Source organism: Salmonella sp. NW1250 (assembly GCF_051812965.1).
Taxonomy (GTDB): domain Bacteria; phylum Pseudomonadota; class Gammaproteobacteria; order Enterobacterales; family Enterobacteriaceae; genus Salmonella; species Salmonella enterica.
Genome location: NZ_JAMNDD010000001.1, coordinates 164,619 through 185,472, shown reverse-complemented (window position 1 = coordinate 185,472; position 20,854 = coordinate 164,619). Strand labels below are relative to the sequence as shown.

The following is a 20,854-nucleotide window of genomic DNA, read 5'->3' as shown; positions in this document are numbered from 1 at the left end:
CAACCATTGCTAAATTGGCGCACAACCTTCGACACAGACGAAAATCGCTATTTTCGTCCGGCATGACGATGGTAACACTAAAAAAAGGGAGATTGCATCACTCTGTAGCAAATCAAGACCCTTGACAGGGTTTCTCCATTATCTTTCTACGCGCCGTATAGCGCTTCTCATCGACAACCTAACTTCTGCGCCAGACTCCCCTTTGTCGTTTTCACCTCGCTGGCTACCGCTTCAGGCAAGGCAGACCACAGCGTCAGCACTGGCTTCGTTTTATGTTCGATAGCCTCCACGGTAACCTGATAGTCGCAAAAATTCGCCGAACGGGGCGTATTCTGATCCATAATAAACGCAGCGTAATTTCCTTCACTTTTTGACGGCGTCGTTCCGGTGAATAAAACCTTCCAGTACCCGCTGGGAATTTCTACCGTCGCATCTTCTGGCAATGTGGCGATATGCCGCTCAAAAAGGGGGCCGGTCACTACGTGCACTACAGATACATCAGCCTGTTTGGCAAGTTCGCGCACCCGGTTTTCCAGTGCAGCCCATGCTCCCTGATTCAGGGCGGATTTCTGCGGCGTAATATTCGATAAATAATTTAACGACGGCCAGTCCGATACGCCGCCCAATCCTGCCAACGGCGCCTGGTGTCCCCTGTCGACTTTTAATAGCGTATGGGCATTTTTATAGGCCGAAGGGGCCAACGTATCCGAGGGCGGTAAATCGGGGTCCTGCGCCCAGTTCCGCGGGCGACCGCTTGCCTGGCTGGTCTTTGTCACGCTATAGGCAACCCAGTTGGCAAATTTCGTGGCGCTATTATTATTGAGCGTATAGACATGGCGATAGATTGTTTGTTGACTTCCTCCTTGAGGACAGCCAACGCTACAGTTATCAGGTTGCTGAACGAGTACGTTACGATGGGGTAACTCGGGTGCCGATGTTGTATCCAGGGGAGGATACGATGTAGTACATGCGCTTAATAATACTACGGGCAGTAATTTTAGCAGATTAATGGTTTTATTCATTTTTTCTTCCTTAATAATAACTGCCCTAATAATTCAGATGGCAATAATTTGGTTATATTACCCTGCCAGCCGTTAGATGCGCTCATCATTAAAGACAACACTATCACGGTAAAAATTAATAACAGATAAACATCGAAGCCATCAAAGAAAATGAGCTCAAAAGAATACAACGTGATATTCATATTGATACCAAAAAACATCGTATTATATGCATAATCGTGAAGCCAATAATTTCTCGCACTCAGATAGCGAATGAAAAATGGATACTCAATAATATCTGGCGCATGTTTTTTAACACCATTTTTCAACATTAAGGCAACGTATCCTCTCAATGACTCGCTGCTGGCAGGAGTTTAGTTATATTTAAAGGTTTAATAAGCACTGCGCATCATGCTGCTGTGCTTATTACTTTGTAAAAATAAGAGTATTCACTTTCATATTCAGGGGTAAAAAGTGAACAAATACAGCTATTGCGCAACGATGATTGCCGCCATACTCAGTACGACCACAATGGCCAATGCCAGTAGCCTTGCTATTTCAGTGGCGAATGATGATGCAGGTATATTTCAACCATCCTTAAATGCCCTTTATGGGCACAAGGCTGCAGACCGGGGTGATTATACTGCCGGGCTCTTTTTAGGCTACAGCCACGATCTCACTGACGCCAGTCAACTCTCTTTTCATATCGCGCAAGATATTTATTCTCCATCAGGCGCCAATAAGAGAAAGCCTGAAGCCGTCAAAGGCGACCGCGCGTTCAGCGCCTTTCTTCATACCGGACTGGAGTGGAATTCATTAGCCACCAATTGGTTACGTTATCGTTTAGGTACCGATATCGGCGTTATTGGTCCTGACGCAGGCGGTCAGGAGGTTCAGAATCGGGCACATCGAATAATAGGCGCAGAAAAATACCCTGCCTGGCAGGATCAAATTGAAAACCGTTATGGTTACACGGCAAAAGGAATGGTCTCCCTTACGCCAGCTATTGATATTCTGGGTGTCAATGTGGGCTTCTATCCAGAAGTCTCTGCTGTCGGCGGCAATCTCTTCCAGTATTTGGGGTACGGCGCAACCGTTGCGCTGGGAAATGATAAGACCTTCAACTCTGATAATGGGTTTGGGTTACTGTCCCGCCGAGGGTTAATACACACTCAAAAAGAGGGATTGATCTATAAAGTATTTGCTGGCGTTGAGCGCAGGGAAGTTGATAAAAACTACACGTTACAGGGGAAAACGCTGCAAACAAAAATGGAAACGGTGGATATTAATAAAACCGTGGATGAATATCGCGTCGGTGCCACCATCGGCTATTCTCCCGTCGCATTTTCTCTTTCTTTAAACAAAGTCACGTCGGAATTTCGCACCGGAGACGACTATTCTTATATCAACGGCGACATCACCTTCTTCTTCTGAGGCGTCACCACGGAATAACCGGGTTACGTAACGTAACCCGGCGCAATATTACATCTTATAGCCCAGCGTTACCGTAGTGCGGCGATCGGTATGTTCAGGCGCTGATTCAGGCGGCTGCGAGTTCCACGTTAAATTATACCCCACCTTTAGACCAAAATGTTCGTTAATGGCGACATTGAGGGCTGTTTCCGAATTTAGTGTGGTGTCTTCTGCGCCAAATACTGACACCCCCTGTGTAAACTTAGCATTGTCAGTTAACTGCCAGGCATAGCTGCCGGAAGCATAACCCAACGGCTGCGTTTCAGTGGTATCGTCCGTATGTTCGTCATAGCGAACCCCTGGACCGAATTCAAAACGGAAGCTGTGCACTGGACCATTAAGGAACTGCCGCCCGTAACCGGCGGTCAGTACGTCGCGCTGACGATAACCGTTGAAACGGTCTGTCAGCCAACTGGCCTGGCCAAAGGTATAATCATAATCCGTCATATTAAAACGGTTACGCGCGCCTACCGCATATTTTTCTGAAGAGCGTTCATCATTAGAGGAGGTATTGCTGGCATTGCCCCATAATGACCAGGCGGTACGTTGTCCATACCAGGTCATCGCCGTGTCAGCCGTTAAGGAAGAACTTTTAGTATTGCCTGACTGAGCAAGGTAGCCCGCATTCAGATTACCTTCAAAAGGTTTTTTCGCGGTGGAGGGATCATCCATGACAGTAAAAACGGAATCATCGGCGGCGGCATACAGAGACGCGAACACGCCACCCGCCAGCATAACTACAGCGGGTACTGCCTTCAAAAGCTTCATTTATATAGAGTCCGTACAACTAAAAAAGAGACCACGACGGTCCCGGAAACTTTCATAGGGATCAATGACAAACGCCCCTGGAAAGGTAGCGAATTATAAGAAGCCCCGAATAACATAGCAATCAATTACTATTTCATTTTTTGAATAAGAACCCTCCCGAAGCATTCATTTATTTATATAACTTTACATCGTACTTCTTTAAATAAAGATCCGGAAAATCATATTGTTAATTCCTTCACTTTCCGGGGATTAAGTGCCAGACTGAAATCAGCCTAACAGGAGGTAACGATGGTACGTATCTATACGTTGACGCTTGCGCCCTCTCTCGATAGCGCAACAATCACGCCGCAAATTTATCCCGAAGGTAAACTGCGGTGCTCCGCGCCGGTATTCGAACCCGGCGGCGGGGGTATTAATGTCGCTCGCGCCATTGCGCATCTTGGCGGCGCCGCGACCGCAATTTTCCCGGCTGGCGGCGCTACCGGCGAACATCTGGTCGCACTACTGGCTGACGAAAATGTCCCCGTGTCTACCGTCGATGCGAAAGACTGGACGCGTCAGAACCTGCACGTCCACGTCGAGTCCAGCGGCGAACAGTATCGTTTTGTTATGCCCGGCGCCACGCTGGACGATGACGAATTTCGCCAGCTTGAAGAACAGGTACTGGAAATTGAATCCGGGGCAATTCTGGTTATCAGCGGCAGCCTTCCGCCCGGCGTTAAGGTCGAGAAACTCACGCAACTGATTTCCGCCGCGCAGAAGCAAGGCATTCGCTGCATTATTGATAGCTCTGGCGACGCGCTCACCGCTGCGTTGGCGCTTGGCGATATCGAACTGGTGAAACCTAACCTGAAAGAATTGAGCGCGTTGGTTAATCGCGATCTGACGCAACCTGATGATGTGCGTAAAGCGGCCCAGGAATTAGTGCAAAGCGGCAAGGCTCGCCGGGTAGTGGTCTCTCTGGGGCCGCAAGGGGCGCTGGGCATAGACAGTGAGAATTGCATCCAGGTTGTTCCTCCCCCGGTGAAAAGTCAAAGTACTGTTGGCGCAGGCGACAGTATGGTGGGCGCGATGACGTTAAAACTGGCGCAAGACGCGTCGCTGGAAGAGATGGTGCGCTTCGGTGTGGCGGCAGGCAGCGCCGCTACGCTCAATCAAGGTACGCGTCTGTGTTCCCGTGACGATACTCAAAAAATATACGCCTACCTTTCCGCGCAATAATCGTATCCCCCCCGGCGAGGGGGATACCGGAAAATCGGTTAACGGGCGGCGCATCCGCCGCTGTTAAAAACACAGTTGCTCCCAACGAGGTGAACGATGGCCAGTGGCGATATTACCCGTTATGTTATTACCGTAACCTTCCATGATGATTCCCTGACCGAGATTAACGAACTCAATAACCATCTGACGCGTAGCGGTTTTTTGCTGACATTAACGGACGATGAAGGGAATGTGCATGAGCTCGGCACCAATACGTTTGGCTTTGTTAGCGCTCAGAGCGCTGATGAAATCAAAGCGCTTGTCGCCGGACTTGCGAAAAGCGCGTTAGATAAGGATGTCGACATTACCGTGGCGACCTGGGAGGCGTGGAGTAAAAACGCACAATAAGTGCCATTCCCGCCGCGGCGCGTCCGCGATGTGCGTTAGTTCGTATTTTTTAACCGCATTTTTGCGCTAACCTTATGATCTGGCAGACAACGTGGGGAGAGACATTATGTGGCAAGCTATCAGTCGTCTTTTAAGCGAGCAAGTCGGTGAAGGCGAAATCGAACTGCGTAATGAACTGCCAGGCGGAGAAGTTCATGCCGCATGGCATTTACGTTATGCAGGCCATGATTTTTTCGTGAAGTGCGATGAACGAGAAATGCTTCGCGGTTTTACCGCTGAAGCCGATCAGCTGGAGCTGCTCTCCCGCAGTAAAACCGTTGTTGTGCCTAAGGTATGGGCGGTAGGTTCGGATCGGGATTACAGCTTTTTAGTCATGGACTACCTCTCGCCCCGCCCGCTGGATGCCCATAATGCGTTTATTCTTGGGCAACAGCTGGCGCGTCTACATCAATGGAGCGATCAACCTCAATTCGGCCTCGATTTTGACAACGCGCTCTCTACCACGCCGCAGCCGAATACCTGGCAACGCCGTTGGTCGACTTTTTTCGCCGAACAGCGCATTGGCTGGCAACTTGAACTCGCCGCGGAAAAAGGCATTACCTTTGGTAATATTGACGCCATTGTTGAACATGTTCAGCAACGTCTGGCGTCGCATCAACCGCAGCCTTCTCTTTTGCATGGCGATCTATGGTCGGCGAACTGCGCGCTTGGCCCTGACGGCCCCTATATCTTCGATCCAGCCTGCTATTGGGGCGACAGAGAATGCGATCTGGCGATGCTGCCGCTGCATACCGATCAGCCACCGCAGATTTATGATGGCTATCAGTCCGTTTCGCCGCTACCGCTGGATTTTCTCGACAGGCAGCCGATTTACCAGCTCTACACCCTGCTTAATCGGGCAAGGCTGTTTGGCGGTCAGCACCTGGCTACTGCGCAAAAAGCGATGGATCGGCTGCTTGCGGTATAGGTACAGCCCATGCCGGATACGCGCTATCCGGCATTTTTCAGTTTACATGAAGCCTAACAAGGAAAAGAAAAAGTAGCCGAGCACGATAATAATGACCGGCAAAATATAGAGCGGGAAAAACTGTAAAAAGATGGTATGGTGCGGCACCACGATACGTGACTCTATCTGCTCACGCGTTAGCCCTTCCGCGCCTTTTGCTTTTTCCAGGATCAACTGATCTTCCACGCCTTCACGCAAAAAACGTGACTGGCGGCTCATTCTGGCACCGGAATCCTGCATCGCCAGCCCGACAAAAATCAGAATAAAAATGAGCCAGAAACCGATATTCAGGCTTCCCTGAAAATTCGGCGTCGGCGAGTTGTACCAAAAAACATTCAGAAACGGCGTATTCACGCGCATCATGTCTATCATTACGTGGGTAAAATCCAGCATTACCGCATTTATCCCCTCCTGCTTTTCACTGTGCGCATACATAAATTTAAGGACTGAGATGAGCGTGGAAAGCAGTGCCGGAATAAAAATAACCCACCCAACAACTCTTTTTAGGATTGCAATGCGTCCAGCTTGTTGATACGTCATGAGTTCCCCTTGATAAAGACGCGTCGTTTTGGCCTAAGTCTACCTGTTGATTCCCGTTTTCGCCTGATCTTTAAGGGCGATATACTAAGAACATGGTCATAATAAACGCTTAATTCGTTATTTTTTAATCTCAACAGGAGAGGTTGTGATGTCAACCCCACGTCAAATTCTTGCTGCAATTTTCGATATGGATGGACTACTGATCGATTCCGAACCGCTCTGGGATCGCGCTGAACTGGACGTGATGGCAAGTTTAGGCGTAGATATTACTCGGCGCCATGAGTTACCAGACACGCTTGGGCTACGCATTGATATGGTTGTCGATCTCTGGTTTGCGCAGCAACCGTGGAGCGGCCCCGATCGCCAGGAAGTGACAAACCGTGTTATTGCCCGCGCGATTACGCTTATCGAAGAGACGCGCCCTCTTTTACCGGGTGTGCGCGAGGCCGTGGCGCTGTGTAAAGCGCAGGGGCTATTAGTGGGGCTTGCCTCGGCATCGCCGCTGCATATGCTGGAAAAAGTGCTCACCATGTTCGAACTGCGCGACAGTTTTGACGCGCTGGCTTCTGCGGAAAAATTGCCCTACAGCAAACCGCACCCGCAGGTCTATCTGGATTGTGCGGCCAAACTAGGCGTTGATCCATTAACCTGCGTGGCGCTGGAAGATTCGGTGAATGGTTTAATCGCGGCAAAGGCGGCGCGAATGCGCGCCATTGTGGTGCCAGCAGAAGAAAACCAGCATGATCCGCGCTTTGCGCTGGCGAATGTCAAACTTAACTCACTGACAGAGCTGACGGCGGCGCATCTACTCGGTTAAGATGTTTCCGAAACAAAGTCAACGGGCAATTAGCCGCTGAACCAGACGGCAAGCGGCTTTGACAGAGACAAAGAGTTACAACGTCACCACTTCCGCCTACTGTATAAAAACCCTATACTGTATGAATTGACAGTTTGATGGGTTTTATCATGACGGCGGAAGGACACCTTCTTTTTTCTATAGCCAGCGCGGTTTTCGCCAAGAATGCCGAGTTAACGCCCGTCCTTGCGCACGGCGACTGGTGGCATATTATTCCTTCGGCTATTTTGACCTGTCTGCTGCCGGATATCGACCACCCCAAATCTTTTCTTGGTCAGCGCCTGAAATGGGTATCGAAACCGATCGCCCGCGCGTTCGGTCACCGGGGGTTTACCCATAGTCTGCTGGCGGTCTTTGCCCTACTGGCGACCTTTTATCTCAAGGTTCCGGATACGTGGATTATCCCGGCGGATGCGCTGCAAGGCATGGTACTCGGCTATTTAAGCCATATCGTCGCGGATATGCTCACCCCCGCAGGCGTTCCCTTACTGTGGCCGTGCCGCTGGCGTTTCCGCCTGCCTATTCTGGCGCCGCGCAAAGGCAATCAACTGGAGCGATTTTTATGTATGGCGTTGTTTGCCTGGGCGGTGTGGATGCCGCAGTCCATGCCGGAAAACAACGTCATACGCTGGTCTTCGCAGATGATCACTATCCTGCAAATGCAGTTCAATCGTTTTATAAATCACCAGATTGATTAGTAAATCAACGCCAAAGTCATTTTTGGTATAAACCATTCCATTTGAATATAAGAGCCAGCTCACAGTTCTGCTAATCTTGCGCGAACAGAATCGCTAAAACACAGCGCTTCATAATAAAAAAATCAGGAGAACGGGGATGAATTTTCCATTAATTGCGAACATTGCGGTGTTCGTCATTCTACTGTTTGTACTGGCGCAGGCCCGTCATAAACAGTGGAGTCTGGCTAAAAAAGTGCTTGTCGGCCTTGTGATGGGCGTGGTCTTTGGTCTGGCCCTGCACACCATTTATGGCGCTGACAGTCAGGTGTTAAAAGACTCCATTCAGTGGTTCAATATTGTCGGCAACGGTTATGTGCAATTACTACAAATGATTGTGATGCCGCTGGTATTCGCCTCTATTTTAAGCGCCGTGGCACGACTGCATAACGCCTCTCAATTGGGGAAAATCAGTTTTCTGACTATCGGCACACTGCTATTTACTACCCTTATCGCAGCGCTGGTGGGCGTGCTGGTCACCAATCTGTTCGGACTGACGGCGGAAGGTCTGGTTCAGGGCGGCGCGGAAACCGCGCGTCTGAATGCCATTGAGACGAGCTATGTCGGCAAAGTGGCCGATCTCAGCGTGCCGCAACTGGTGCTGTCTTTTGTACCGAAAAATCCGTTTGCGGATCTGACTGGCGCCAATCCTACGTCTATTATCAGCGTGGTGATTTTCGCCGCATTCCTGGGCGTGGCCGCGCTTAAACTGCTGAAAGATGATGCGCCAAAAGGCGAGCGTGTGCTTGTTGCTATCGATACCCTGCAAAGCTGGGTGATGAAGCTGGTGCGTCTGGTGATGCAACTTACGCCTTATGGCGTACTGGCGCTGATGACGAAAGTGGTTGCTGGCTCCAATCTGCAGGACATCATTAAGCTTGGAAGCTTCGTGGTAGCGTCATATCTTGGTCTGGCGATAATGTTTGTGGTTCACGGCATACTATTGGGCGTGAACGGGATTAGCCCGCTGAAATATTTCCGCAAGGTGTGGCCGGTGCTGACATTTGCCTTTACCAGCCGCTCCAGCGCCGCCTCCATTCCACTTAATGTGGAAGCGCAAACCCGCCGCCTGGGCGTGCCGGAGTCCATCGCCAGCTTCGCTGCCTCTTTTGGCGCGACCATCGGCCAAAACGGTTGTGCCGGTCTTTATCCTGCGATGTTGGCGGTAATGGTTGCGCCGACGGTCGGCATCAACCCCTTAGACCCCGTATGGATAGCCACGCTGGTGGGTATCGTTACCGTAAGTTCGGCGGGTGTTGCCGGCGTTGGCGGCGGCGCGACCTTCGCCGCGCTGATTGTGCTGCCTGCCATGGGCTTACCGGTCACGCTGGTCGCGCTGTTAATCTCCGTCGAACCGTTGATTGATATGGGCCGTACCGCACTGAACGTGAGCGGCTCAATGACCGCGGGTACGCTGACCAGCCAGTGGCTGAAGCAGACCGATAAAACCATTCTCGATAGCGAAGAAGACGCTGAACTGGCGCATCGATAATACATTATCGGGAGTTCACATCGTCTGAGACACGACGATCGGCAACTCAAAATGTCTGTCACTAAAAACGCCGGTCTCCAGTACCGGCGTTTTGTTTTTTTCTTAGTCAGCGATTTCGTTTTCCTGGCGAACCTGATTCGCCCAACGCTGCGCCGATTCTGGCACGCTAAAGGCGGGCGACCGTTGAAATGACTCCCCCGTCAGAACAAAGGCAACATATTTACCGCGCAGTATCCAGACGTCGCGAAACGTATCCATTTTTATCGCATGTTCCGGCGGCGCGGGTTCAACACGCGGAATATAGCTAATAATCTGGCGATTTTGCTGGCGAAGAGGTTTCATCATTAATGCTTCACTAAAAGAGGCTAAGGCTAAAAATCAGAAAAACACTATTTTAGCCGATCTTCGCCCCCGACGTCCTGTTCCGCGCGTGCGATTTCCCTGTTATACCCTGTCTGCTGTTCCGCTCTCCCCCGGCATAATTGCTGAAATGTTCTATAGTTAGAGTGATTTTGACTACTACCACGCCCATTTCAGTGATGAAAGCAGGAGACGAGTTCAATGTCGCATAATGAGAAATCCCCCCATCAGTCCCCCGTGCATGATACCCGTGAATCACAGCCCGGCCTGGACTCCCTGGCGCCGTCAGACGGTTCACATCGCCCCACGCCAGAACCGACGCCGCCGGGCGCGCAACCAACGGCCCCCGGCAGCTTAAAAGCGCCCGAGACCGCGAATGATAAGCTCACCGCCCTCGACGCCTTTCGTAAAGGCAGCGAAAATTATGCGCTGACCACCAATCAGGGCGTGCGCATCGCCGACGATCAAAATTCTCTTCGCGCCGGCAGCCGTGGCCCTACGCTGTTGGAAGATTTTATCCTGCGCGAGAAAATTACCCACTTTGACCATGAGCGTATCCCGGAGAGGATCGTTCACGCCCGCGGATCTGCAGCGCACGGCTATTTCCAGCCATATAAAGACCTGAGCGACATCACGAAAGCCGCGTTTCTGTGCGATCCACAGAAAATTACCCCGGTCTTTGTTCGCTTTTCGACAGTACAGGGCGGCGCGGGGTCTGCTGATACCGTACGTGATATCCGCGGTTTTGCGACCAAATTTTATACCGAAGAGGGAATTTTCGATCTCGTCGGTAATAACACGCCGATCTTTTTTATCCAGGATGCGCATAAGTTTCCGGATTTTGTGCACGCCGTTAAGCCCGAACCACATTGGGCTATTCCGCAAGGGCAGAGCGCGCACGACACCTTCTGGGACTATGTTTCCTTACAGCCTGAGACGCTGCACAACGTCATGTGGGCAATGTCGGATCGCGGTATTCCACGGAGTTATCGGACGATGGAAGGGTTCGGCATTCACACCTTCCGTCTGATCAATGCACAAGGGAAAGCGACCTTTGTCCGTTTCCACTGGAAACCGTTGGCAGGTAAAGCCTCGCTGGTATGGGATGAGTCACAAAAACTGACCGGTCGCGATCCGGATTTTCACCGCCGGGATCTGTGGGAGGCCATCGAAGCGGGCGATTTCCCGGAATACGAGCTGGGCCTACAACTCATTGCCGAAGAGGATGAATTTAAATTCGATTTTGATCTGCTCGATCCGACCAAACTGATTCCGGAAGAGTTGGTGCCAGTACAACGCGTCGGCAAAATGGTGTTAAACCGTAATCCGGATAACTTTTTCGCTGAAAACGAACAGGCGGCATTTCATCCAGGACATATTGTTCCCGGCATTGATTTTACCAACGATCCGCTGTTACAGGGGCGTCTGTTCTCTTATACCGACACGCAAATCAGTCGTCTGGGCGGGCCAAACTTCCACGAAATTCCGATTAACCGCCCTACCTGCCCCTACCATAACTTCCAGCGTGACGGTATGCACCGGATGGATATCGACACCAATCCGGCGAACTATGAACCGAACTCCATTAATGACAACTGGCCGCGCGAAACGCCGCCAGCGCCAAAACGCGGCGGCTTCGAATCATACCAGGAACGCGTGGATGGCAATAAAATCCGCGAACGCAGCCCTTCTTTTGGTGAATATTACTCGCATCCTCGCCTGTTCTGGCTCAGTCAGACGCCGATAGAGCAGCAGCATATTATTGACGCGTTCAGCTTTGAGCTGGGTAAAGTCGCCCGCGCGTATATTCGGGAGCGGGTGGTCGATCAGTTAGCGCATATTGATGTCACGCTGGCTCAGGGCGTCGCGCATAATCTCGGTTTTGCACTCACCCATGAGCAAACGCAAATTGCCCCGCCTCCTGATGTCAATGGTCTGAAAAAAGATCCGGCGCTCAGCCTGTATGCGGTGCCGGACGGCGATGTTAAAGGCCGAGTGGTCGCTATTCTGCTGAACGACAAGGTTAACGCCGCCGAACTGTTGACCATTTTGCAGGCTTTAAAAGCCAAAGGCGTCCACGCAAAACTGCTCTATTCACGGATGGGTGAAGTAACGGCTGATGACGGTTCAACATTAACTATTGCGGCAACCTTTGCCGGCGCGCCGTCGCTAACGGTCGATGCGGTAATAGTACCGTGCGGCAATATTGCCGATATCGAGAGTTGCGGCGATGCCCGTTACTACCTTCTGGAAGCCTACAAACATCTGAAGCCCATCGCACTGGCAGGCGACGCCCGACGGTTTAAGGCGCTTTTAAACATTGATAGCCAGGGGGAAGAAGGACTTGTTGAGGCAGATAACGTTGACCACCACTTTATGGACACTCTGCTGACGCTGATGGCGGCACACCGTGTCTGGTCGCGTGCGGGGAAAATTAACGCGATTCCTGCATAAACGGCAAAAAATGCGGCGCATTCTTGCGCCGCAAACTCAGGAGCTAAATATCAAGAAAACTGCCAGGACGATATCCACGTTCCGCAATCGCTGCCTTGAGTGACGCAGACGTCAACACCTCCAGTTCAGTTAAGCGGGGGTAACAATAGGCGCTCTGGCGAATAATGTTATCCACAAACGCCGGATGACACATCACCTCCAGAGAGGCTTCTCCTCGATGCGCCGAGGCATCCAGAATGCGTAAAAAGCACGCTTCGGTGATCTCCTCGCCGTAAAATTCACTACTAAATCCTTGAGTGCTGCGCAAATCCGACGGCAGATCGTCGGCGTTCAACACCGTCTGGCGGTCAATACGTAACGCAATCCCGCGCTGCGCCGCAAAGCGAGCGACGATGGGGAAAATTTGCGGGAACATATGCACATGATGGTGGCTGTCGAGATGCGTTGGCTCGCGGCCAAATACGTCGATGAAACGCTGATACTGACACGCCAGTTCATGCGCAATTTCATCCAGCGGAAGCGTATCCTCCTCCGCCATTTGCCAGATCCATTTCCCCAACAGGCCGTCTCGCGTCAGGCCCGGCATCTCTGACACCGGTTTGCCTAACGTCAAAACAAAATGCATTCCCACCCCAAGCGCAGGCAGCTCGCGGCTAAGCTGCGCCGCATGATCAATAGCCTCGCCATTGACCAGCGCCGTCGTGGAGGTCACAACGCCGTTGCGATATGCTTCAACAATGCCGTAATTTTGCCCTTTACTCAGGCCAAAATCATCGGCATTCACAATCAACACGCGTTCCATAGCCTACCTCTGTCAGTGGTGCTTACCTTTCAGCGCTTCGATGCAAGCGGCAAAATTAGGCAGCCATTTTTCATGCGCCAGAATGAGCTCACGCGCCAGGACTTCTGCGTCGCGGTCGGAATGCACCAGCGGACTCAGGTTAAGCGCCAGCAGAACATCATTAAAGTTTCCGCTCAGCGCCGCATTGCTGGCCGCGACCTCAAATCCTTTAATCGTGTGGATAAGCCCCAGCACTTTTTCGTCAAAACGGGTGATACGCGGGTGCGGCGTCGCGCCATTGCGTCCCAGAATGCAGGTCATTTCCACCGCCCAGTCCGCCGGGATATTCTCGACATGCCCATGATGTGGAATATTAACGTAATGCTCAGTCTGCTTGTCATTATAAATAGCGTTAATGACTTCACAAGCGGCATCGGAATAATAAGCGCCGCCGCGTTGCTCAAGCTCTTTCGGCTTCACGTTTAGCTCAGGATCTTTGTACAAGTCGAAGAGTTGTTTCTCCACTTTCTGTACGACCTGAGCGCGCGCGCCGCCTTTGTAATATTCGCCCATTTCAATCGCCAACATCTCTTTTTGCTTGAAGTAATACAACAAATAAGAGCACGGCAGCATGTTCAGCGAGCGAATCAATCCTTCACTAAACGGCAGATCAAAGATATTTTTTACGGTTGACGCTTTCAACTGACCGGACGCCACGCCATCCAGTAATTCTGCGAACCGTGAGGTGCCATTCACCAGCACATCTTTAATAAAGACCATATGGTTTAGACCAAACAGGTCAATGGAAAGATCGTCATTCTCATTCAGCGCCAGCACGTCATGAATAAACATTTTCATGCCGACAGGAATATTACATACGCCGATGAATTTTTTAAAGTTGGTATGACGATAAACCGCTTCCGTCACCATCCCCGCCGGGTTAGTAAAGTTAATGACCCACGCATTCGGACATAATTCTTCAACATCCTTAATGATGTCAAAAATAACCGGAATGGTACGCAACCCTTTAAATAAACCGCCAGCGCCGTTGGTTTCTTGCCCCAGATAGCCGTGGCTAAGCGGGATACGCTCGTCCAGTTCACGGGCTTTGAGTTGACCAACGCGTAGCTGGGTAGTAACGAAATTAGCGTCTTTCAGCGCTTCCCGGCGATCCAGCGTTTTATACAATTTTAGCGGAACGCCTGCTTTATCAATCATTCGCTGGCAGAGATCATAAATAATGCCCAGCTTCTCTTTCCCGTCTTCAACGTCAACCAGCCATAATTCGGTGACAGGTAATTCATGGTAGCGCTTAATAAAGCCTTCAAGTAATTCAGGGGTGTAGCTGCTCCCGCCACCAATAGTGACGACTTTTAATTTCTGGCTCATAATATCTCCCTTCAGTGTATGACACTGATATGTATTACGCTATGCCCGCTCGTAAGAAATAGCGTGACGTTCCCCGCGCTATTGGGGCAAGCGTGAAATGTAATTAATCGAGCAATGCAAACCGTTACTCATTAATTTCCGTCAATCGTTTCCGATAACTATTCGGCGTAAATGAGGTCATCTTCTTAAACGTTTTAATAAACAGACTTGGACTGCTATACCCGGCTTCATAAGCAATATCCGTAACCGAATAGTTGGTCATTTCCAACTGTTTCTTGGCAAAATTAATGCGAATCTCATTAATGATTTGCATCGGCGTTTTGCTGTAATAACGTCGGGTGGCGCGCGTCAGATACTCCTGGGATTTTGCCGACAGGCGCACCATATTTTCCAGCGCATGTTCGCCAAACTGCGTTTTATCATGCATTATCTCCACGGTTGCTTTCAGCCATTGTGGAATATCATCATAAACCTGCTCTTCGCGGTAATGACGTAAGCGGTTTATAATATAAAATGTCACCACTTCGATAAATTCGTCGAGCCCATTGCCGCGAAAATTCAACGACGCAATCACCGTTTCAATATAGGTAAGGAAGGTGCTATTCGCCCTATATACCTGCGATGCCACAAAACAAAACGGCAGTAACGGAAGATAATGCTGTTCAAAAAAACGTTTACTAATTCCTACGTTCAGAATACGCGTTGCGCCAAACTCATAGAAACTTTGGTGATTCGACCCCACCGGGATAAAAACAAAATCTCCACGTTCCAGCAGCACACGCTTCCCGTTGATCTCCTGGTAATAACGTCCGGTTAATACCAGGGTAAATTCATAGTAGTCGTGCTGATGCAGCCCGGTGACGCTTTCCGTCTTGTTATAGATAAACACATGGAAATTTTTGCCATTGAAGAGCTGCTGCTCATAAACCGTTTTGATTTCCGTTGCGTTAACCTGTAGCTGCATCATCCGCCCCCTGTTATTTCAGTTTCTCATGGAGCTCAATCAACTCGGCGATCAGTTCACGAGCCAGCATTGAGGTCATCAAATGATCCTGAGCGTGAACCAGGACCAGACTGACTTTCATTTTGCCTTCGCCCTGATCGCCTTCGATGAGTTTTGTCTGCACAAGATGCGCTTCATTGAGCGCTATGCGCGACTGGTCCATCATCGCTTTCGCCGCCTCAAAATCGCCTTCTTTCGCTTTTCTGAGCGCGCCATATGCCAGGCTGCGCGCCTGACCAGAATTGATGATAAGCCCCATAACGACTTCTTCGAGTTCCTCAGCCGCTGTCTGGTTATCTACAACATTTTCAAGATCAAACATAGTCTTTCCTCTGATTCAGCCCGGCATGGCATCCCATGCCGACGCGGAGTTTAGAATTTCAGTGCGTTAGCGATATCTTCTTCGCTTTCTTCCTGCTCAATGGCGTTCTGCGCTTTGTTAGCCACCACCACGAAGGGGAGATAAATCAGGGTAGCGACCGCCAGGTTAAATAGCGCAACCAGTAATGCGGCAACGCTGCCGTTGGTGTTAAAGAACGCCCCCAGCCCGGTTGGCATGGTCCACGGCGCAATATTGGTAATCGGCGGAATAATACCCAAATAGTAAGCCACCAGCGTAATCGCCGCCAGAATCGGCTGTACCAGAATGAAGGGGATAAACATCACCGGGTTCATAATAATCGGCAGGCCAAACAGGATGGGTTCGTTAATCTGGAAGATACCTGACGGCAGCGCCAGTTTTGCCACCTGGCGATAGTCCGCGCGACGGGATGCCAGGAAGATAGCGATGATCAGACCCAGCGTTGCGCCGCTGCCACCGAGGAAGATATAAGAATCCAGCATCGGTTTCGCCCAGATATGGAACGTTTTACCGGCTTCCAGCGCCGCATCGACGGAGCCATACTGCTGGTAAATAGAGATGTTTTCCAGCGCCCAGGGCGTCATGATGCCGCTATCCAGCGCGGTCAGCGCCAGCGAACCATGAATACCAAAGAACCACAGCAGCGGTACAAAAATGACATATGCCCACCCTACCACGCTACCCAGCGATGCCAGCGGCGTAGAGATAGTGTCCATAATAATCTGATGGAAGTTAGAACCGTAATTAGACAGCGCCCAGGAAATAATCCCCATAATAGAGAGAATAATAAAGCCGGGAATTAATGCTGAGAATGAACGAGACACCGAAGCCGGTACGCTGTCCGGTAGCTTAATCACCCAGTTGCGCCGGACAATAAATGTAAACATCTCCGCGACCACCAGGCCAATAATAATACCGGAGATAATATTTGCACCACCCAGCCAGTTAGCGCCTACGGCATAGGCCTCGCCGACACTATACGGCGTTACGGTCATAAATGCCGCCACGGAAAGCAATCCGGCGGCCAGCGCATCAACCTTGCGCTCTTCCGCCAGCGCCATGCCGATAAAAAATGGCGCCATGAGCGACATAATGCCCAATGTGCCGTTATAGACGTTCCCGCCGATGCCTTTCAATCCATTAAGTGTTTCAATGGTTGAGGCATCAAGCCGAATGCCCATGGAATAAAAAAACGACCCCTCCCCAAAGCTCAGGAAAACGTTATTAATTAATACAAACATCGCCCCCGCAAGGGTTAATGGCATTAAACGAATAAAGCCGTTCTTGATTGCATTAACGTGTGGCTGCTTTCCTATTTTTACAGCAAAAGGAAGGAGTACCTTTTCAAGTGAAGCAATGACGTTACTCATAGAAAAATACCCTTAAATACCGCAATAAAATATTGCGGTTAGTGTATGAAATAACTCTTTGACGGGAAAAATTAAAAAATAATTAATTCGCGGCGGCTTTTTTAATTGCCGCTACCGCAGCTTTAAGCACGCCTAAACCATCTACCTTGCCGTACAACATTGAATCAATGACTTCTACCGGTTTACCGGGTAATAAACGCTGAATTTCGGGGAGCATATAAGCAATTTGCGGGCCTAATAACACGACGTCCGCTGCCGGGCCTTTTTCACCGGCCAGGGTTTCAGGGAATGCTTCAATAATCACCGGCACTTCATATTTTTCAGCCTGAGCGCGCATTTTTGATACCAGTAACGATGTTGACATGCCCGCAGAACAAAACAGATAAATGTGTTTCTTTTCCATAAAAACCTTCCTCATGTGCGATTATCTGTCAACCAGATACGCCGCAAGCCTCAACCTGCATCCATACTCTGGGCGACTTGCGTAACCGGATTTACTTTTTTAGGTGGCTGAAATGAGTATACGGGATCGGACCGCCGGATGGTATTTCCTTGACCCACTAAATTGTCTCTCATTGACCTGGCGTTATGACCCCCCTCACATTTCGGGCAAATAATTCGCGATAATAAATAAGGTTATGGCAGGCACAAAAAAACCGGCTCGCAGGCCGGTTTCCTTGAATGTTCAGGCAATGTACAGTTGTTACTGCTTCGGCGCCTGTGGGTCAGTGTCGTACTCCGCACAGGTCTGGTAGCCGGAGTTAATCACGTGCCCGGTATCATCCAGCGCAACAAAGTAGGTTTCCGCTTTACCATCACGTTGACCCAGGATGTAGGTCTGACAGGTACCGCGCGCATGAATCATGCTCACTTCAGATGACGGTTTGCCCGCAATCTGCGCAACCTGTGCCCTGCTCATTCCTTTTTTAACATCTTTAACGACAGGCTCAACAAATTGGTCTTTTGTACGATCATACGCCGTACAGCCTGCCAGCATAGTCATTACCGCCGCTGCGCTTAAAATTCCTGCTACGTTCTTGTTCATTTTCCGTCCTCTTGTTTATCAGCGTGTTATGTAAGCCTGGAATACATCAGAATATTTTTCAAGCCGCGACCCGCCACAAAAAGTCTTTCGGAAAATTCTCTAACGCAGCGATATGTTGTTTTAAACACCGCTTAGCCCGCCAAACCTTGTCGTTTCAGCGGCGAAGGGTTAGCTTTAACAGGGTAAAGATTCATTTTTTTAATGTCGAAGGGGGTTAAATGACTCTGCAGCAAGAGATAATCCAGGCGCTTGGCGCGAAACCGCATATCAACCCTGAAGAAGAAATTCGCCGCAGCGTGGATTTTCTTAAAGCGTATCTGAAAACCTATCCCTTTTTGAAATCGCTGGTGTTAGGCATCAGCGGCGGGCAGGATTCGACGCTGGCCGGGAAACTCAGCCAGATGGCTATCGCCGAATTGCGGGAAGAGACCGGTGATAATGCGCTGCAGTTTATCGCCGTTCGTCTGCCTTATGGCGTGCAGGCCGATGAACAGGATTGCCAGGACGCCATTGCTTTTATTCAGCCGGACAGAGTACTCACCGTCAATATTAAAGGCGCCGTCCTCGCCAGCGAGCAGGCGCTGCGCGAAGCGGGAATTGAGCTGAGCGATTTTGTTCGCGGCAATGAAAAAGCGCGTGAGCGAATGAAAGCGCAATATAGCATCGCCGGTATGACTCACGGCGTCGTGGTGGGCACCGACCATGCGGCGGAAGCGATAACCGGGTTCTTCACCAAATATGGCGATGGCGGTACCGATATTAACCCGCTTCATCGCCTTAACAAACGCCAGGGCAAACAGCTTCTCGCAGCGCTGGGCTGTCCTGAGCATCTGTATAAAAAAGTCCCCACCGCCGATTTGGAAGACGACCGCCCTTCACTGCCTGATGAAGCCGCGCTGGGCGTAACGTATGACAATATTGACGATTACCTGGAAGGCAAAACGCTGGACTCCGCCATCGCTAAAACTATCGAAGGCTGGTATGTAAAAACTGAACATAAGCGCCGTTTGCCGATTACGGTATTCGACGACTTTTGGAAAAAGTAAGCGTACTTCTACTGTTGTGCCGGATATCGCTCGTCTATCCGGCCGCCTCTCTTCCCAGCCTCTTTTTTAATCACCCATCCGCTGTTATACTGGATGAATAACCAGTTAACGGAGATCACTGTGGTACGGCGTCAATCAGCCCCCCGCCTTGAGTTTGAAGCAGCGGCCATTTACGAATATCCAGAACATTTACGTCCTTTCCTCAGCGAAGCGCCAGCCTTACCGGGCGTCTATATATTTCATAGCGAAAGCGATACGCTGCCGCTTTATATCGGTAAAAGCGTAAATATTCGCAGCCGGGTGCTCTCACATCTGCGAACGCCTGACGAGGCCGCTATGCTGCGACAGGCGCGGCGGATAAGCTGGATCTGCACCGCTGGGGAAATGGGCGCGTTGCTGCTGGAGGCGCGGCTGATCAAAGAACAACAGCCGCTGTTTAACAAGCGGTTACGGCGTAATCGCCAGCTTTGCTCTCTACAGTTGAGCGAACAAAAGATTGAGGTCGTTTCCGCCCGCAGCGTCGATTTTTCCCATGAGCCGAACCTGTTTGGGCTCTTCGCCAACCGTCGGGCAGCGCTGCAAAGCTTACAGAACCTCGCCGATGAACAAAAATTGTGTTATGGCCTGCTGGGGCTTGAACCGGTAAGCCGTGGGCGCGCCTGTTTTCGTTTCGCGCTGAAGCGCTGCGCTGGCGCGTGTTGTGGGCAAGAAACCCCGCAGGCGCATTTTCTTCGTCTGCAGGCCTCACTGGAACGGTTACGTGTGGTTTGCTGGCCCTGGAAAGGCGCTATCGCGTTAAAAGAGAGCCGCCCACAAATGACCCAGTTCCACATTATCAACAACTGGTTATGGCTGGGGGCGGTACCCTCGCTGGATGAGGCCGCCACCCTGGTGCGCACCCCTGCGGGCTTTGATCAGGATGGCTATAAAATTCTCTGTAAGCCACTAATGTCAGGTCAATATGAGATCATCGAACTGCACACCGACTGTCGCCAGTCATAAAGAAAACCGCCGATCCTGTCCACCTCAACGATTGTGTTGTCGACAAGACCGGCGGTCTTAAATTATGCGGAAAGTTATTCTGCCGCAGCAGGCATTTTACCTTCTTGCGCCGGGCGTTCTGTCAGACGCTTCTCAAAATTAGCGTTATATTGCTTTTTCTGCTCCGGTGTCAGAACGTTATAAATTTTATTCTGGGTTTCCATATGCGCCAGCATATTGGCCTTGCGCTGCGCTTCCATTTTCGTAATTTGCGCTTCGGCTTTGGCTTTATCGAAGGTATCGCTGGCAATAATATCATGCATGGCGCGACGCTCTTCCAGCGGCGGACGTTTCATTTGCTCGCGCTGCGCTTTCATAATGTCGCGAATTTGTTGCTTCTGTGCGTCTGTCAGGTTCAGGTTTTTAAACATCATATCGTGATGTGGGCCAAATTTACCTTTATGCTGCATCATTGGCTTCGCATCCGCTGGCGCGGCGGTGGTAGTCTCAGCGGCATGAGCGAGATTCGCAGCACCCATCGCCAGGGTAGAGGCAACAAATAGAGCAGTCAGTTTACGCATATTTC

Annotated in this window: 23 protein-coding genes; 10 read left to right on the top strand and 13 right to left on the bottom strand. The window is 50.6% G+C overall.

The features are described 5' to 3' along the window. Positions 1-167: 167 nt before the first annotated feature. Together NBA72_RS00995 and NBA72_RS00990 are read right to left on the bottom strand one after the other, a co-directional pair. A complete protein-coding gene (locus NBA72_RS00995; RefSeq protein WP_042947431.1) occupies positions 168-1,022 on the bottom strand; it encodes a DNA/RNA non-specific endonuclease in 855 nt (284 codons plus the stop codon). After that, positions 1,019-1,333 carry a hypothetical protein gene (locus NBA72_RS00990; protein ID WP_042947433.1) on the bottom strand — a complete coding sequence of 105 codons (315 nt, stop codon included), beginning with the start codon at positions 1,331-1,333 and terminating at the stop codon, positions 1,019-1,021. The genes NBA72_RS00995 and NBA72_RS00990 overlap by 4 nt, the downstream gene beginning before the upstream one ends. 142 nt (positions 1,334-1,475) lie before the next feature. Between NBA72_RS00990 and NBA72_RS00985 the strand changes: the two genes are divergently transcribed. Continuing rightward, complete coding sequence (locus tag NBA72_RS00985; RefSeq protein ID WP_001046434.1) at positions 1,476-2,435, top strand: lipid A deacylase LpxR family protein; 960 nt, start codon at positions 1,476-1,478, stop codon at positions 2,433-2,435. Between the two features lie 48 nt (positions 2,436-2,483). Here the strand turns inward: NBA72_RS00985 and NBA72_RS00980 are convergent, their stop codons facing one another. Further along, positions 2,484-3,242: a DUF481 domain-containing protein gene (locus NBA72_RS00980; protein WP_000770981.1), complete on the bottom strand. Its 759-nt coding sequence runs from the start codon at positions 3,240-3,242 to the stop codon at positions 2,484-2,486. Between the two features lie 288 nt (positions 3,243-3,530). Between NBA72_RS00980 and pfkB the strand changes: the two genes are divergently transcribed. The 3 genes from pfkB (at position 3,531) to NBA72_RS00965 (ending at position 5,817) form a co-directional block, all read left to right on the top strand. Then, positions 3,531-4,463: a 6-phosphofructokinase II gene (gene pfkB / locus NBA72_RS00975; protein ID WP_000251697.1), complete on the top strand. Its 933-nt coding sequence runs from the start codon at positions 3,531-3,533 to the stop codon at positions 4,461-4,463. A 96-nt stretch (positions 4,464-4,559) separates the two neighbouring features. Then, positions 4,560-4,850, top strand: coding sequence for a type V toxin-antitoxin system endoribonuclease antitoxin GhoS (gene ghoS, locus NBA72_RS00970; RefSeq protein WP_042947438.1), 291 nt, complete (start codon positions 4,560-4,562; stop codon positions 4,848-4,850). 106 nt (positions 4,851-4,956) lie between these two features. Further along, complete coding sequence (locus NBA72_RS00965; RefSeq protein ID WP_000267686.1) at positions 4,957-5,817, top strand: fructosamine kinase family protein; 861 nt, start codon at positions 4,957-4,959, stop codon at positions 5,815-5,817. A gap of 42 nt (positions 5,818-5,859) precedes the next feature. On the opposite strand, the gene NBA72_RS00960 is transcribed toward NBA72_RS00965, so the two are convergent. Then, complete coding sequence (locus NBA72_RS00960; RefSeq protein ID WP_000222158.1) at positions 5,860-6,396, bottom strand: YniB family protein; 537 nt, start codon at positions 6,394-6,396, stop codon at positions 5,860-5,862. Positions 6,397-6,544: 148 nt separating this feature from the next. Between NBA72_RS00960 and hxpB the strand changes: the two genes are divergently transcribed. The 3 genes from hxpB (at position 6,545) to tcyP (ending at position 9,478) form a co-directional block, all read left to right on the top strand. After that, positions 6,545-7,213, top strand: coding sequence for a hexitol phosphatase HxpB (hxpB, locus tag NBA72_RS00955; protein WP_000106854.1), 669 nt, complete (start codon positions 6,545-6,547; stop codon positions 7,211-7,213). 137 nt (positions 7,214-7,350) lie between these two features. Beyond that, complete coding sequence (locus NBA72_RS00950; RefSeq protein WP_000505804.1) at positions 7,351-7,950, top strand: metal-dependent hydrolase; 600 nt, start codon at positions 7,351-7,353, stop codon at positions 7,948-7,950. A 136-nt stretch (positions 7,951-8,086) separates the two neighbouring features. Continuing rightward, on the top strand, positions 8,087-9,478 hold the full coding sequence (gene tcyP / locus NBA72_RS00945; RefSeq protein WP_001010662.1) for a cystine/sulfocysteine:cation symporter: 1,392 nt from the start codon (positions 8,087-8,089) through the stop codon (positions 9,476-9,478). A 102-nt stretch (positions 9,479-9,580) separates the two neighbouring features. On the opposite strand, the gene cedA is transcribed toward tcyP, so the two are convergent. Further along, positions 9,581-9,823 carry a cell division activator CedA gene (cedA, locus tag NBA72_RS00940; protein WP_000977510.1) on the bottom strand — a complete coding sequence of 81 codons (243 nt, stop codon included), beginning with the start codon at positions 9,821-9,823 and terminating at the stop codon, positions 9,581-9,583. A gap of 216 nt (positions 9,824-10,039) precedes the next feature. Between cedA and katE the strand changes: the two genes are divergently transcribed. Continuing rightward, a complete protein-coding gene (katE, locus tag NBA72_RS00935) occupies positions 10,040-12,292 on the top strand; it encodes a catalase HPII (RefSeq protein ID WP_000019105.1) in 2,253 nt (750 codons plus the stop codon). A 43-nt stretch (positions 12,293-12,335) separates the two neighbouring features. On the opposite strand, the gene chbG is transcribed toward katE, so the two are convergent. The 7 genes from chbG to osmE form a co-directional block, all read right to left on the bottom strand. Then, the gene (gene chbG / locus NBA72_RS00930) at positions 12,336-13,094 is read right to left on the bottom strand and encodes a chitin disaccharide deacetylase (protein WP_000442730.1); all 759 of its coding nucleotides are present in this window, start codon (positions 13,092-13,094) and stop codon (positions 12,336-12,338) included. Positions 13,095-13,106: 12 nt separating this feature from the next. Beyond that, positions 13,107-14,462 (bottom strand): 6-phospho-beta-glucosidase, encoded by a 1,356-nt coding sequence (locus NBA72_RS00925; RefSeq protein ID WP_000078777.1) that lies wholly within the window; start codon positions 14,460-14,462, stop codon positions 13,107-13,109. Between the two features lie 124 nt (positions 14,463-14,586). Further along, positions 14,587-15,429 (bottom strand): transcriptional regulator ChbR, encoded by an 843-nt coding sequence (chbR, locus tag NBA72_RS00920; protein ID WP_000983393.1) that lies wholly within the window; start codon positions 15,427-15,429, stop codon positions 14,587-14,589. Positions 15,430-15,439: 10 nt separating this feature from the next. Next, on the bottom strand, positions 15,440-15,787 hold the full coding sequence (chbA, locus tag NBA72_RS00915) for a PTS N,N'-diacetylchitobiose transporter subunit IIA (RefSeq protein ID WP_000459883.1): 348 nt from the start codon (positions 15,785-15,787) through the stop codon (positions 15,440-15,442). A gap of 50 nt (positions 15,788-15,837) precedes the next feature. Then, the gene (gene chbC, locus NBA72_RS00910) at positions 15,838-17,196 is read right to left on the bottom strand and encodes a PTS N,N'-diacetylchitobiose transporter subunit IIC (protein ID WP_000073064.1); all 1,359 of its coding nucleotides are present in this window, start codon (positions 17,194-17,196) and stop codon (positions 15,838-15,840) included. Positions 17,197-17,278: 82 nt separating this feature from the next. Continuing rightward, complete coding sequence (chbB, locus tag NBA72_RS00905; protein ID WP_000412161.1) at positions 17,279-17,599, bottom strand: PTS N,N'-diacetylchitobiose transporter subunit IIB; 321 nt, start codon at positions 17,597-17,599, stop codon at positions 17,279-17,281. 300 nt (positions 17,600-17,899) lie between these two features. Continuing rightward, positions 17,900-18,241 (bottom strand): osmotically-inducible lipoprotein OsmE, encoded by a 342-nt coding sequence (gene osmE / locus NBA72_RS00900; RefSeq protein WP_001039301.1) that lies wholly within the window; start codon positions 18,239-18,241, stop codon positions 17,900-17,902. Positions 18,242-18,459: 218 nt separating this feature from the next. On the opposite strand from osmE, the gene nadE reads away from it, so the two are divergent. Together nadE and cho are read left to right on the top strand one after the other, a co-directional pair. Beyond that, positions 18,460-19,287, top strand: a complete 828-nt coding sequence (gene nadE, locus NBA72_RS00895; protein WP_000174982.1) for an ammonia-dependent NAD(+) synthetase — start codon at positions 18,460-18,462, stop codon at positions 19,285-19,287. Positions 19,288-19,407: 120 nt separating this feature from the next. Then, positions 19,408-20,289, top strand: coding sequence for an excinuclease Cho (cho, locus tag NBA72_RS00890; protein WP_001518228.1), 882 nt, complete (start codon positions 19,408-19,410; stop codon positions 20,287-20,289). A gap of 74 nt (positions 20,290-20,363) precedes the next feature. Here cho and spy read toward each other — a convergent pair whose 3' ends face one another. Continuing rightward, complete coding sequence (gene spy, locus NBA72_RS00885; RefSeq protein ID WP_001229001.1) at positions 20,364-20,849, bottom strand: ATP-independent periplasmic protein-refolding chaperone Spy; 486 nt, start codon at positions 20,847-20,849, stop codon at positions 20,364-20,366. Positions 20,850-20,854: the final 5 nt, after the last annotated feature.

Coding starts and splice junctions, on each gene's coding strand:
- NBA72_RS00995 (WP_042947431.1), bottom strand. CDS start 1,022: ATGAATAAAACCATTAATCTGCTAAAATTACTGCCCGTAGTATTATTA.
- NBA72_RS00990 (WP_042947433.1), bottom strand. CDS start 1,333: ATGTTGAAAAATGGTGTTAAAAAACATGCGCCAGATATTATTGAGTAT.
- NBA72_RS00980 (WP_000770981.1), bottom strand. CDS start 3,242: ATGAAGCTTTTGAAGGCAGTACCCGCTGTAGTTATGCTGGCGGGTGGC.
- pfkB (WP_000251697.1), top strand. CDS start 3,531: ATGGTACGTATCTATACGTTGACGCTTGCGCCCTCTCTCGATAGCGCA.
- ghoS (WP_042947438.1), top strand. CDS start 4,560: ATGGCCAGTGGCGATATTACCCGTTATGTTATTACCGTAACCTTCCAT.
- NBA72_RS00965 (WP_000267686.1), top strand. CDS start 4,957: ATGTGGCAAGCTATCAGTCGTCTTTTAAGCGAGCAAGTCGGTGAAGGC.
- NBA72_RS00960 (WP_000222158.1), bottom strand. CDS start 6,396: ATGACGTATCAACAAGCTGGACGCATTGCAATCCTAAAAAGAGTTGTT.
- hxpB (WP_000106854.1), top strand. CDS start 6,545: ATGTCAACCCCACGTCAAATTCTTGCTGCAATTTTCGATATGGATGGA.
- NBA72_RS00950 (WP_000505804.1), top strand. CDS start 7,351: ATGGGTTTTATCATGACGGCGGAAGGACACCTTCTTTTTTCTATAGCC.
- tcyP (WP_001010662.1), top strand. CDS start 8,087: ATGAATTTTCCATTAATTGCGAACATTGCGGTGTTCGTCATTCTACTG.
- cedA (WP_000977510.1), bottom strand. CDS start 9,823: ATGATGAAACCTCTTCGCCAGCAAAATCGCCAGATTATTAGCTATATT.
- katE (WP_000019105.1), top strand. CDS start 10,040: ATGTCGCATAATGAGAAATCCCCCCATCAGTCCCCCGTGCATGATACC.
- chbG (WP_000442730.1), bottom strand. CDS start 13,094: ATGGAACGCGTGTTGATTGTGAATGCCGATGATTTTGGCCTGAGTAAA.
- NBA72_RS00925 (WP_000078777.1), bottom strand. CDS start 14,462: ATGAGCCAGAAATTAAAAGTCGTCACTATTGGTGGCGGGAGCAGCTAC.
- chbR (WP_000983393.1), bottom strand. CDS start 15,429: ATGATGCAGCTACAGGTTAACGCAACGGAAATCAAAACGGTTTATGAG.
- chbA (WP_000459883.1), bottom strand. CDS start 15,787: ATGTTTGATCTTGAAAATGTTGTAGATAACCAGACAGCGGCTGAGGAA.
- chbC (WP_000073064.1), bottom strand. CDS start 17,196: ATGAGTAACGTCATTGCTTCACTTGAAAAGGTACTCCTTCCTTTTGCT.
- chbB (WP_000412161.1), bottom strand. CDS start 17,599: ATGGAAAAGAAACACATTTATCTGTTTTGTTCTGCGGGCATGTCAACA.
- osmE (WP_001039301.1), bottom strand. CDS start 18,241: ATGAACAAGAACGTAGCAGGAATTTTAAGCGCAGCGGCGGTAATGACT.
- nadE (WP_000174982.1), top strand. CDS start 18,460: ATGACTCTGCAGCAAGAGATAATCCAGGCGCTTGGCGCGAAACCGCAT.
- spy (WP_001229001.1), bottom strand. CDS start 20,849: ATGCGTAAACTGACTGCTCTATTTGTTGCCTCTACCCTGGCGATGGGT.